Origin of the sequence: Sporosarcina sp. BP05, from assembly GCF_014282005.1 — a bacterium.
Taxonomy (GTDB): Bacteria; Bacillota; Bacilli; order Bacillales_A; family Planococcaceae; genus Sporosarcina.
This window is the reverse complement of the sequence record NZ_JACFTD010000002.1, coordinates 441,978-455,071: the sequence shown is the minus strand read 5'-3', so window position 1 is coordinate 455,071 and position 13,094 is coordinate 441,978. Positions and strand designations below refer to the sequence as shown.

Sequence of the window (13,094 nt, the reverse complement as noted above, 5' to 3'; positions counted from 1 at the left end):
AATACTAAATAATCGTATCACAATTGACTAAATCACAAAAGGGAAACTACTCAAACAAACTTATTTACAAGAGTTCCGATGCTTTCAATGGACACTTTTACAGTATCGCCTTGTTTTAAAAATGTTGGAGGCGCCATGCCTTTGCCGACGCCAGCAGGTGTACCCGTCAAAATGACATCACCTGGTTCAAGCGTCACATAACGTGATATTTCGGCAATCAGTTCATCGATTTTGAAAATCATCGACGCTGTGTTTCCATTTTGTCGCACTTCATCATTCACTTTTGTCACAACTGATAAATTTTGTGGATTCGGTATTTCATTTTTCGTCACGATATATGGCCCCATTGGACACGATCCATCGAGACTTTTTCCTAAGAAGAACTGGCCATGTGCCGCTTGTACGTCACGCGCTGTCACATCATTTGCAATTGTGTAACCAAAAATATAATCATAGGCCAATTGTTTCGGGATATTACGGCCGCCCTTGCTAATAACAACCGCAAGTTCCCCTTCGTAATCAAGGCTATCCGTCACATCGGCATGGACTGAAACGTCTTGCTCATCCGCTGCAATAGCGGTTGGTGATTTCGTGAAGATCATCAGTTTTTCAGGCGGTGCATCTGCACCCATTTCCGCTACATGATCTGCGTAGTTCTTGCCTACACACAGGATATTTTTAGGCGTTCTCGGAATTGGAGAAAGCCATTCAATAGCTGTGAATGCATATTTGAAACGCGCCGAATCTTCATCCACTCGCGCCTGTTCTGCAAGTTTTCGTACCTTTTCAACGAAATCCAGACCAGATGCAATACCTTCCGTGATTGTTTGTGGAAAATCAGTATCCTCAAACGCTTCTGCAATAGCCAGCATATCCCATACTGCATCTTCCTTCTTCACTTTAGGTCCAAATAACGTCCTGCCGTCGTAACGGAACGATAATAATTTCATCTGTCAGCCCATCCCTTCATAATAAAACCCCTATTCTGATTACTACGACAAAGGTCGATCCTTTTCCTCTTTATTCGGCAAAACTTTTCCGTATGTTCCTTTACGCCACAACCACTCCAGTGGACCCATGCGGAATTTCGACAGCCACAGTTCTGCAAATAGGACTTGAATGATGAACACGCCGACTGCAATACCTACTCCCGTTGCCACGTCTACTTTGCCATACATGCCGAAACCGTAGGCATAAAAAATTAGTGTCCCTACAATCGATTGCGTAATATACGTCGTCAACGACATCCTGCCCGCTTTTGAAATAGGTCGCAGTAGTGTGCGAACTAACGGCAGTTGGTAAAGTAAAAGTAACAAGCCGATATAACCAATCGCTAAAACAGGCCCACCAAATTGTGATTGCAAAGTAATCGCGTCCATTGAAGGACTACCAATAAACGGCGCAGCTTTCATCCAAATGCCCGCAGCTAGTGAAACTGCAGTCACGATTGCGATGCCCACTTTTAATTCCCCAGCACGCTCAATTACTTTCCACTTAGACAATCCGGCCCCAATCATTATCAGCGGCAATATAACAAAGACGCCCAGTAACGATGCCGGCAATCCGTAAGTAAGCCATTCAGAAAGACGGAAGCTAAAGATTTCGCCATAACTACCGTAGGCATACGCTTCAAGCGATCGTTCAATTTGATGTATATCCACGTAACCTTCCATAAGTGCATTCGGATCAAATTTATTTAGAAAATAAGTGAATCCATACATGATTCCTGAAGGCACAATATACACGAAGGAAGCTAAAGGCAGCATCCACTTCTTCGGAATTCTTACAAATGCAATCATGATAAAGCCCATCAGCGCGTATGTGAATAAAATGTCGCCCATCCAGATGAGCAGTGCATGGATCAATCCGAACCCAAGTAATACACCCATACGACGTGCCATAACCGGCGCAAATGGCATCTTGTTTGCAATCGATTTCTCATATTGCATATTCAAACCATAGCCAAACAGCATCGCAAAAATCGGGTAAAAACTCGCTTCTACAAAAATATCAATCCATTTAAATGTCGCCATATCAGCCGGTGTACTGAACCATGTATACGGATCCATATACATATATGGCGAATGGAATACTAGCATATTCGCGATGAATATGCCGAGTAATGCAAACCCACGCAGCATATCGAGCGCCTCAATACGATTTCCAAGCGTTGTTGGTGTTAATTTCAACTTGATTCCCCCTGAATAGTTACAGTCCTCTGTCCGTCAAATAAATATAGGACCATCTCTTTTATGTCGATTTTCACAATTTCTTCAATCGCCTTCTTGTACAAATTCAACTGGATGCCATACCGGACCTGCATTTCCGCATCGACTTCTTCATCGGAACCAAAGCGTCCGCGAACTCGGTCAGTTTTATAATCCAGCAGTACCCAGCCATCTTGCTCTTCGAATAAACAATCCGCGATTCCTTGCAGAATTTGGTAGTCGCCGTCTTTATCATCAAAAGCGTACGTAAACGGCAATTCCCGCTCCACTTGCGCAGCTGTCATAAGCCGTTTCGCAATCGCCGTTTGGAAAAATTGTGCAACCGCATTCGCATCGACCGCAATCGCTTCTTCTGTAGTCAGCAACTGACGGCCCGTCAATTCCGTTAAGAGCTTCTCAACGTCAGCGACGCTACTTTCTCTACGGATATCAATATGTTGCATGATCGTATGCATCGCTGTCCCTACTTCCGCCGCAGATAGTGCCCGCGATTGCATGAAGGCTGGTCGATTATGAAGATACGCCGTACTGACATCAGCATTCGTAGACACCAAGAAGTCATCTTCCGCCTGCTGTTCTAGAATCGACAGCCGTTTCAACTCACTGACCGTCTGTTTGGACCGTTTTGTCACCGATGAAAGATACGGGTATGTCGCGTCAAACCTGCGTTTCACTTCAAGCAGCATACCCTCGTCCACCTCTTTAATCGGGACCGCGTCCAATGATTTCACTGTTCCCTCATCGATTTCTTCAACCTTCGTGAACAATGCCGAAACTGGAAGCGCATCTATTTGCCACACCGAGGCATCTATTACAGACTGACCGCCTGGGACACTACCAAATTTCGCAAATGCCGGATGTCTAGCGACAGCTGGACCAATCCAGTCTAAATAACCGTTTGCGCGTGACCTTGTATACTCAGGCAACATCAGGTCAGGGTCGACCAACTGGGCGTCCTGCCATTTGACAATCGACTTTTCAATATCTTTTACGGAAGCAATGATTTCAAGATGCTCTTTCGCCCGCGTCATGGCCACATATAACACACGCATTTCCTCCGCACGCATTTCAAGCTCTTTCTTTTCTTTCATTGCAAGAAACGGTAGAGATGTATAGGTGATTCGGTTGTCCGGGTCAATCGCTTTCACAGCCAGTCCAAAATGCTGGTCAAATAAATACGGTTCATTGAAATCCATTTTATTGAATTTCCGGCCTGCCCCTGCGATGAACACAACAGGAAATTCCAGTCCTTTTGATGAATGGATAGTCATGATACGAACAACGTTTTCCTTTTCAGTAAGCGATCGCGCCGCACCAAGATCATCGCCCCGCTTACGCATACGGTCAACAAAACGTAGAAAACGGAACAGCCCACGGAACGACGTTTTTTCATAGTCAATTGCCCGGTCATGCAGCGCACGAAGATTGGCTTGACGCTGTTTACCATTTGCCATTGCACCGACCATTTCATAATAATGCGTATCGGAATAGACTTGCCAAATTAGTTCGGACAACGATCCACGCCGCGCCAAGTTGCGCCAATCCTCAAACTGATTGAAAAAGCGTTGCAGTTTTTCCTGCGTCGCCGCTGCAACACCTGCTCCGCCTGTTGTAACGAAACGCTTCAACGCTTCAAAGAACGGCTCACTTTTTCCAGCGAGCCGGATTTGCGCCAACTCATTTTCCGTCATGCCGATAAATGGTGAACGAAGGACAGATGCAAGCGGAATATCCTGATAGGGATTATCAATCACACGGAGCGTATTCAACATAATCATTACTTCAAGTGCATCAAAATAGCCGCGTTTTAGTTCAGCATAGATTGGAATTTCCGCCAGTTTGAATTCCTCTGCGATTTCACCCGACCATGTCATTGAACGCATCAAAATAACGATATCCCTATATTCAAGAGGGCGCTTTTTATCGCTGAACGCATCCGTTACTTCAGCACCTGATGCGATCATATCTCGGATTTTTTTAATCATAAATCGCGCTTCCGCCTGCGAACTCTTCAAGCTTTGGCCTGCTAGTTCCGTGGCAGCGTCTAGTTCCTGTTCGTCTTCCTCTTCTTCATACAGTAGCGTCAAACCTGCTGTTACGGCTTTTTCTGGGTAGTTTGCGCCATATTTCAACGCCGCCGCATCATCGTAATCGATTTCTCCGACACGCGCGCCCATCACTTGCGAAAAGATGAAATTTGTCGCATCGAGCACTTCTTTACGACTTCTGAAGTTGGCATTCAAATCGATTTTCAAGCCATGATGGCCATCCGTTGCCGTAAATCGATTGTATTTGCCAAGAAACAGCATTGGTTCAGCAAGACGGAAGCGGTAAATTGACTGTTTTACATCGCCAACCATGAACAAATTGCCGTCCTCTTCCCCGCCGCGCTTGACGAGCTGGATAATCGTCTCCTGCAACATATTGACATCCTGGTATTCGTCGACAAGAACCTCTGAAAACCGATTTTTGTAATCAACTGCGATATCAGAAGGGACTAGTTCTCCGTCCTGCGCATTCGATAAAATCCGTAGCGCATAATGTTCCAAATCCGAGAAATCGACAATCCCTCGGTCAATTTTCACAAGTTCAAAACGCCTGCCGAACTCAATCACTAAGTCAATAAGTGTATGCATGGTGGGCGCCATTAACCGAATTTCATCAAGTAAACGCGCTGGCGTTCTCGTGAAATAGGATTCTTTCAACGTATTAATAATTTTCTTCACCGCATCACGCAGCGCTTTCGCTCGTTTTGCAAGTTCTTCATCACACGAGTCTTTGCGAATTGTTCCCGCTTTTGCCCATTTAAGCGAGCCAAAAAATGCATACGTTTCTTCCCATGTACCATCCGTTACGCGCCGAATCGCTTCATTGATCCACATCAAATCCGCTTCAGCCGTAGCAGCAAGCGGTTCAGGTCCATCCACCATCAGCGCAATGTTTCGCATATCTCCAGTTAACGCCACTGCCTCTTCAAGCGTATGGCGTATAGCCGTTTTCAGTGGTTCGATGAATTCAAGATCATCTATAGAAGCTTGATCACCAATTTCATATTGCATGGGAATTTCGCGAAGCCATTGTTCCGGTACTGGGTGAACGCGGGAATAATCGTACAAGCGGTCAATCAGAGTTTCGATGGACTGATCGTTGCGGTCAGACGTAAAACTGTCCGCCAGCCGGTACATCGCTTCCGGATTTTCTGCACTATAAGCATCTTCAAGTACTGCCCCAATTGTATCGTCACTTAACAGCGCCGCTTCCGTACTATCCGCAATTCGGAATCCCGGGTCGATATCGATTAAATAAGCATATTGGCGAACGACGTTCATACAAAAAGAGTGCAGTGTGGAAATCTGTGCTTTGTTCAATAAATTCAACTGCCTGCGCAAGTGGACGGATTCCGGCCTTGCAGCAATCGCTTCTTCCAACGCTTCCGCCATCCTGTGTCGCATTTCCGCAGCAGATGCATTGGTGAATGTCACAACGAGCAATTCATCGACATCGATTGGATTATTTTCATCCAATACTTTTTCAATCATTCGTGTAATTAACACCTTTGTTTTCCCCGAACCAGCAGCAGCGGAAACGAGAATATCTTTCCCTGTCGCCCAAATTGCTTTCCACTGAGCGTCAGTAAATGTTAGTCCCTTAGGTTTCACGGGTATGTTCATCATCCGCCACCTCCTTGCGCATTTTATCAAGCGACATTTCTGGGTCCATTTCAGCATAAGGCCGATGTTCCGCTGACGGATCTGTTTGATCGAACTGACAAACCGAACGATACGAACAAAATTCGCATGGCATTTTATTTTTTAATTTATAGGGATAAACACGTGTATCGCCCGCAAGCATTGCATCTCCAGCTTTTTGATGGCGTGTTCTAACAAACGACCGCATCATCTGCAAATCATCTGATGATAGTACTTTCGACGTTTTCGCAAATGTACCGTCCGTTTTAATAGAGGCTGGCACGATTGAAGATGATCTGCCGATATCAGCATCCATGCCGATGACAACTTCCTGATTATCGAGCAGATAGCCTCTCATCTTATAGGATTTCGCGACTTCTGCCTCAAGGAGTGCAGGTGTTAATTCGGAACCGGAGCGGATCATCGGGTTATGAATATGCATATACAAAATGCCCGCTGGATCCGCATGTATGCCGAGCCATTCGTCTGCGTTTTCTAGTGCTACGTCAAGATAAGTCATCATTTGCAAGGACAAGCCGTAATACACTTCCGTTAAATCTAGGCTTTTCGCGGATGATTTGTAGTCGACAACACGGACATAGTTTTTGCCGCCTATTTCTGTCGCATCGACACGGTCAATTCGACCACGTAGTTTCATTGAATCACCGCGGCGCAATGGAATTTCAAGCGCTGGCAATTCTTCGCCAGGTCCAAATCCTGCTTCAATAGCAATCGGTTTGAATACAGTCGATTTGGCCTGCGTACTAAGTGAAAAAATCGTTCGTTGAATAATGTGCATGAGCTTACGTTTAATATAAACATAACGGTTCGTTGACAATAAAATCCGGTTGAAGAAGTAAGGCGATATATCTTCCACCGCTGCTCGCGCAAGCTTCCAACATTCTTCGCGCGTCAGTTCTGCCCACGATTTCCCGAGACGCATTGTTTCATCGGACACCCATTTAAGCGCGGCGTGAAATAAATCCCCGATTGCCGGTGCTTCCAGCGTAAATTCCGTCCGTTCACGCAAGCCAAGTCCAAACGACGCATAATGCTGGAACGGGCAGCTGTAATAAGATTCAATCCGTGACACACTAGAAACAAATGATTCCCCGTACAAGCCTTCCGTTATCTCTGGACGCAGTCGTTCCGCCCCATTCTTCGCATTCATCGGGCGTATGATATGACTAATTACAGACGACCAATAGGGATCCTCGTCGTAATACGCCATGACCGCACGCCATTCACGTTCCAGCACACCCGACTGTTCCGCTTCTTTCAACTTCATCGACACATAAGGTAGTGCCGAACGCGGGTGGCTGATGTAATCGAATTGATTGGCTTCTAGCGTCAATTCGGACGGATCCGTTACGGCGATTTTCGTTGTAGTTCCTGTCAGCATATGCCCAATTCTCGAAATGTACAGCGATGGAATAAGTGCTTTCCCTTCCTCGTCTGCCACGGGATATGACACATATAATTTTTCGCGCGGTGCTGTAAATGCACGATAAGCCATAAACGTTTCATCCATCAATTTCATCTTCGACGTGGGTGCCAGTTCAAAGCCGATTTCCGAAAACCATTCACGGTCTGCATCCGACAGCAGTCCTTCATTGTCAACGCGTTTCGGCATGACGCCATCATTGACCCCGAGTACAAATACTGCGTCAATATCCATTAAACTTGAAACTTCGACAGTCGATACCGTCACCTGGTCAAGCGACGGCGGAATGCGAGCAAATTCGAGTGAGTCGAATCCTTCATCCAAAATTCGAGCTGCTTCTACAGCATCCATTTTTTTATCCCCGAACATAAGGACAAACTGATCCAGCACATTAATCCAGCCGTTCCAAGCTTGTTCATGTTCCGTTGCGCCAAGTAATCGTCCTGCACGTTCTTCTTCCGCACGCAGATCGATGATTTTATCATAAACATGTAAGTTTTCCATGAATAAAAACAAGGCTTCCGCTACATCACGTCCCGTTTCGGACCGCTTCAAACGCTTTTCAAAGTCGGCAAGTGGATCCCGAATTTCATCGCGAATCATATGCAGTTCTTGCTCCATTGCACGCTCTTCGTCCGTTTGCACATCTGTATACAGTTCAAGGCCGCGATACTTTTTCACGCGCCAACGACTGTCATCGAACCACCGCTGGCCGTAAATCCCATGGGCAAGGACATAGTTTTCGAGTCTATCTGCACGATCACGCCATAATAACTTTGTTTCTCGGTGCGGGAAAAATAGATCTGTTTTTACCGCGCGGAACACTGATTCATACGACCAACCCGTTGTCACCGCTTCTAACACAGAACGTGAAAACTCGATAAGCGGGTGATGCAACATCGGTTTCTTCTGGCTAATGAACACCGGAATATCATAATGCGGGAAAATCGTTTCAATTAGTTCATCATACTTTTCAGGCTGCCTGTACAAAATCGAAATGTCTTTGTACCGCTTGCCTGCAATCATTAATTCGCGAATTGTACGTGCCACTGAATGGATTTCCGCGCGACGATTCGCCGCTTCAACTAAGACAATATTGCCTGCTGACGGCTGTTGTTTCGCGGGATAATGGTCGAATTCCGCCTCAAAATGTTTTAAATCTTCATTTTGATAACGCGGCGAATCTGCCAAATGGATATCTTCCTCTACTTCCACCGATTCAGCACGCGCTAGTTCACGCAATTTGAGGGAAGTCCGTACAGGGTTGAAAAATAATTCATGGTCCGCAAAACCAGTGAGAGCGCCTTCCATTGGTAACACAACTGTCAGTCGGTTGGCGTGTTTCATCAGTTCCGTGACAATTTCGTATTCCCGCGTCGTAAAGTTTTCAAAACCGTCAATATAGATATCAGCCCCTTTTAACAGGTCGGAATGGGTAATTTGTGAGGCAAGAAGGGCCAGATGTCCTTCACTATCGACGTAAGTCGTGCCCAGCTTTTCTTCGATTTTTGTCAGCAACAAGGATAAGTCTTCCGCTTTGTCGAGCAATGTGCGCGGTGCACCTGTTGAAGCCAGCGCATCGTAGAGATTGCTCATCGTTTGGTGATCGAGGCAATAGCGACTAAACTCTTTCAGCAAGTCCCCTATTTGTTCCGTGAATCCACGTTTGCTTGCCGCTTGCCGAAACAATTTGAACTGGTCCCGATTGTCTTCCAAAACACTTCGTACAAGCATCCGGTACCCGAAGCCATCTATTTCCTTGCGCGTAATGCCGCCTGTTTCCTGCAGCACACGCCACGCCAACCGTTTGAACGTCAACACTTGTGCACGGATGATCCCTTTTAAGCCGAAATTAACGGACATACTATGCTCCATCGAGAACGACATCTGGTCAGGCACAATGACAATAACAGGCGCCCCCATCGGATTCCGCTCTAGTTCGGCAGCCATTTCCCGCTCAATGAACGTCGTCTTTCCAGCGCCCGATCTACCGGTTATGAAACGCAGTGACATATGGTTTCCTCCCTTTCTATGTGTGTATGTATAATTTATCCAATAAAAAAATCCCTATCATCCTTACCTTCCATTGTACAGAAAGTTAGGGATGACAGGAACTGTTTCAACTGAATAGGGTGCGATTACTTATCATTACGCGGAGCGGCGGATGCACGGAAATCGGCTTCTATTTTTGCATTCAGTCTGCGCTCGAAATATTTGCCGACCAGCCATAGCAGAAAAATCACGCCAATTACAATTGCCGTCCGGATTGGATTGGTGAATAAAGCCCTTATATCATACCCGATATAGCTAATCATGGAAATCATCACAAATTTCCCAGCCATCAGTGTGATTAAATAATTCTTTTTCTTCATATCAGATAGGCCCGCTACAAAATTGACGAGTGCGGACGGTGTAAACGGAAAACAAATAAAGATAAACAAAGGTCCGAAACCATTTCGCTCCACCCACTTAATCAACTTTTGGATACGTGGACTTTTTGTTAGGAATTGAAGCATGCGGTTGCGCCCATATTTGCGGACGATAAGAAATACTGCATAAGAGCCAATGACTGTTCCCGCCCAGGATAGAAGAAAACCATACCAAAGGCCATAAGCTCCTGCATTCGCCAGAACAAATGCGAATAAAGGAAGAAAGGGTAAAAATGATTCTATAAGTGGCAGAAACAGCCCAAGGAATGGTCCAAGTGCCTTGTAATGCTGCGCTAATTCGACGATTTTATCAGGATTCATCCACTCGTTCATCAGTAACAACCTCAATTCGAAAACTTTTTTGTCAGGCTTCTACTTTTTTATTACATAGAAATACCCCGTATTTAGAGTTTTCCTTTAAATATGAACATTTAAACCCATAAGTATAGTATAATCACTTAAATATACTTTGGGAAGATGTGAATACAATGACCAATAACCAATTTTCAGCTGGCTTAAAAGCAGGGACGAGCATTGCAATCGGATATTTCCCCGTAGCCCTCACATTTGGACTGCTCGCAAAAACGGCCGGTTTGTCCATTATTGAAGCTACAGCAATGAGTATCTTCGTCTATGCCGGTGCCGCACAATACATGTCGCTCAGCCTAATTACTTTAGGTATCGACCCGCTGTTGATCGTCATGAACACATTCGTGGTCAATATTCGACACTTTCTAATGACGGCTTCGCTCAATGAAAAGATGCAGCCCGCACGAAAATGGGTCAAAGCGATCTATGCGTTTGGTATTACGGACGAATCATTTACAGTACTCGCAACAGGAAAGAAAGGAAAGATTCCGACAGCGTTCGCATTCGGCGTTACGCTGATCGCCTACGGCAGCTGGGTCATCTTCACAGTCATCGGACATATTATCGGTGCTAATCTGCCACAGTTCTTACAAGCCGCAATGTCGATTGCACTCTACGCAATGTTCATCGGATTGCTTGTTCCTTCGATGAAAGGCAACCGCAAAGTTGTCATGCTCGCTGCTCTTGGGGCGGTCATCCATTGTATCCTGTACTTTACAGAGGCATTGTCGACAGGATGGTCGATTCTTGTCGCAACGCTTGCGTCCTCGATTCTTGTGGAGATTGTTTATTCGCGGCGCGGGAAAACGGCGGAATCGATGTTCATACGAGAGGAGGAAGTATAATGGGGCCAAGTTATTGGTGGATGCTTCTCGGCATGGCGCTTGTGACGTACATTCCGCGTATGATTCCGCTGGCTGTTTTAGATGGTAAAGAGTTGCCGCCGGTTGTGTCAGGTGTCTTGCGTAATATTCCATATGCTGTCCTAGGTGCACTCATCTTTCCGGCGATTCTATTCGTACAGGAAGGGAATATCTTGTTTGGGGTGCTTGGAGCAGGTGCCGCATTTTTAATCGCAATTTTAGGCGGCGGGGTTATGTCCGTTGTTCTGGGTACGATTGCTGTGCTGGCCGTTTATAGTTTGTTTATGTGAGGATATGGGGGCCGCTTAGTTGCGGTCTTTTTTGTTGGAGAGGGCTGATTGGTTGACCGTGATACGCTCATCCACACTCCCCTATTTCATCCCACAACAAAACCGCTCCTTTAACAGCGAACGGCTCCATTCGTCATTCCTCTTGTTCATGCTGCCTTGCAATCTTCATCATACGTGTCGCATACCAGAATCCGACGGTGAGCGATAGCGCATCCGCCCCGTAAAGTAGCCAGTTATGCGTATAACCCGCGTAGACCGATGCCGCAATCAATGCAACCGTTAAAATAAGGCCAACGACATGGTGAAATGTCACACGGGTGAATAAAATCACAAGCAGACCCGGCAAAATTAAGGCAAGTAACAGTTTAGTTTCGAATGAATCCATTTTCAACATTCCTTCCAGAGTAATCGTTCACTCGATGTTCACCGAACGACGAGAAGTCCAAGGCGATGATGGTCATGTCGATAAATAACCTGCTGCATAAGCCGAACTTCCCCGTTACGATCAATCACTTGCAAGCGACAATGTGCAGCATTAAGCTGAATCGCATCATATAGTTCTTTCTCGTTGCTTACCTGAAGACCATTTACAGAACGGATATATTCACCCGGCAGAAGCCCCATTTTTTCTCCTGGAGATCCTGGCACAACACCCGCGATAACAACCCCCGTTTCACGCGGCGCAACAACGAACCCACCTTGCCTGTCATGTAGCCAAGCCGTAATGGAAATAACTGCCCGACACACTACCCCTAACAGTAAAGCTACCCACCCTAGAATCGGGAGCCATAGTGCAGCAATCCCAACGACAACTACTGTACCGCCTGTCCAAACGACAGCACGACCAATTTTAGGGAATAAAACATCTGGATACAGCGAGCGCGCCACTTGTGAAAATCCGATTAGTACAGGAACCGGAACAAAACTGAATGCACTCTCCCCAAATGTGAACTGCGGCCAATACGGTACGAAAGCCGAAATCATATCCCCCGGCACCAAGAATACAACTGGCAACAGCCATAGCCGCTTCGTCTTGAAGGCTGCAGCTCGCAGTCCACGGTTTGTATGCACCAAGGTCGGCGACGCATACCGGATCGTATGACGTCTAATAAGAAGTCCTTCTGCAATTAAGAATAACCCCGCAATGACTGGAATCGTTACCGCTAGATTGCCAAGTAGATCCGCCTGAGCTGGCGTCCATCCGCCAAACGAGAAATCTCCCATATACTTTTCTATGAAATAAAGAGCGAAAAAAGCCGCCGACGCAAAATAAATCGGTGAAGTCACTTTATAATAGAATGTCAGCAGGGCAATAAGCGCCGACGCAGAAAATAGCACAAGCCAACCTGGATCTGCTAGCAAACCCACCCCAGAAATCAAAACGGACAAAACAAGCGCATATGGCCATGACTCCGCCAAAAGCCGCTTCAATTCTGTTAACCCCGGCAACAAACGGACTTTGAAACTCCTACGCTCTTTTTTCACACGGAAATACCCAACTCCAACTGCTGTAAAAAGAACCGCTATCAATAATGGATTCAGGAAAAACAGCGCAACCGCTTCTACTATATTAACTATCGTTTTCTCGGACACGAACCGTCACCATCCAATCTTCGTTTACACTATCATGTTTCTACATTGTAACAAAAGAATGCCGCTCTATGTGAACGTTATTGAATTATTCAATGAACCTCCCGCCACTTAAAACGAATCGTTTTTGAAATGGGGGTTTCCTACGACATCGACAACAGCGTTCCAACAAAATAAGTGGGTGACACTTCT

General features: G+C 45.9%; 9 protein-coding genes. 2 read left to right on the top strand and 7 right to left on the bottom strand.

Going from position 1 to position 13,094, the window contains the following annotated elements; all coding sequences use genetic code 11:
• Positions 1-50: 50 nt before the first annotated feature.
• The 5 genes from H2672_RS03990 to H2672_RS03970 form a co-directional block, all read right to left on the bottom strand.
• Positions 51-950, bottom strand: a complete 900-nt coding sequence (locus H2672_RS03990) for a fumarylacetoacetate hydrolase family protein (RefSeq protein WP_186669243.1) — start codon at positions 948-950, stop codon at positions 51-53.
• Positions 951-992: 42 nt separating this feature from the next.
• Entirely contained in the window at positions 993-2,189 is a 1,197-nt protein-coding gene (locus H2672_RS03985; protein ID WP_255485298.1) for a DUF418 domain-containing protein, read from the bottom strand.
• Complete coding sequence (gene addA, locus H2672_RS03980) at positions 2,186-5,899, bottom strand: helicase-exonuclease AddAB subunit AddA (RefSeq protein ID WP_186669612.1); 3,714 nt, start codon at positions 5,897-5,899, stop codon at positions 2,186-2,188. Before addA ends, H2672_RS03985 begins: the two co-directional genes overlap by 4 nt.
• A complete protein-coding gene (gene addB, locus H2672_RS03975) occupies positions 5,877-9,374 on the bottom strand; it encodes a helicase-exonuclease AddAB subunit AddB (RefSeq protein WP_186669241.1) in 3,498 nt (1,165 codons plus the stop codon). Before addB ends, addA begins: the two co-directional genes overlap by 23 nt.
• A gap of 125 nt (positions 9,375-9,499) precedes the next feature.
• Complete coding sequence (locus H2672_RS03970) at positions 9,500-10,123, bottom strand: TVP38/TMEM64 family protein (protein WP_186669239.1); 624 nt, start codon at positions 10,121-10,123, stop codon at positions 9,500-9,502.
• A 155-nt stretch (positions 10,124-10,278) separates the two neighbouring features.
• Between H2672_RS03970 and H2672_RS03965 the strand changes: the two genes are divergently transcribed.
• On the top strand, positions 10,279-11,004 hold the full coding sequence (locus H2672_RS03965) for an AzlC family ABC transporter permease (RefSeq protein ID WP_186669237.1): 726 nt from the start codon (positions 10,279-10,281) through the stop codon (positions 11,002-11,004).
• Positions 11,004-11,312: an AzlD domain-containing protein gene (locus tag H2672_RS03960; protein ID WP_186669235.1), complete on the top strand. Its 309-nt coding sequence runs from the start codon at positions 11,004-11,006 to the stop codon at positions 11,310-11,312. Before H2672_RS03965 ends, H2672_RS03960 begins: the two co-directional genes overlap by 1 nt.
• 133 nt (positions 11,313-11,445) lie before the next feature.
• On the opposite strand, the gene H2672_RS03955 is transcribed toward H2672_RS03960, so the two are convergent.
• Entirely contained in the window at positions 11,446-11,697 is a 252-nt protein-coding gene (locus H2672_RS03955) for a CsbA family protein (RefSeq protein ID WP_186669233.1), read from the bottom strand.
• A 38-nt stretch (positions 11,698-11,735) separates the two neighbouring features.
• A complete protein-coding gene (locus tag H2672_RS19890) occupies positions 11,736-12,905 on the bottom strand; it encodes a PDZ domain-containing protein (RefSeq protein ID WP_186669231.1) in 1,170 nt (389 codons plus the stop codon).
• Between the last annotated feature and the right edge of the window lie 189 nt (positions 12,906-13,094).

Excerpts from the sequence above, each read along its gene's own strand:
- H2672_RS03970 (WP_186669239.1), bottom strand. The coding sequence starts at position 10,123 with ATGAACGAGTGGATGAATCCTGATAAAATCGTCGAATTAGCGCAGCAT.
- addA (WP_186669612.1), bottom strand. The coding sequence starts at position 5,899 with ATGAACATACCCGTGAAACCTAAGGGACTAACATTTACTGACGCTCAG.
- H2672_RS03955 (WP_186669233.1), bottom strand. The coding sequence starts at position 11,697 with ATGGATTCATTCGAAACTAAACTGTTACTTGCCTTAATTTTGCCGGGT.
- H2672_RS03965 (WP_186669237.1), top strand. The coding sequence starts at position 10,279 with ATGACCAATAACCAATTTTCAGCTGGCTTAAAAGCAGGGACGAGCATT.
- H2672_RS03960 (WP_186669235.1), top strand. The coding sequence starts at position 11,004 with ATGGGGCCAAGTTATTGGTGGATGCTTCTCGGCATGGCGCTTGTGACG.
- addB (WP_186669241.1), bottom strand. The coding sequence starts at position 9,374 with ATGTCACTGCGTTTCATAACCGGTAGATCGGGCGCTGGAAAGACGACG.
- H2672_RS03990 (WP_186669243.1), bottom strand. The coding sequence starts at position 950 with ATGAAATTATTATCGTTCCGTTACGACGGCAGGACGTTATTTGGACCT.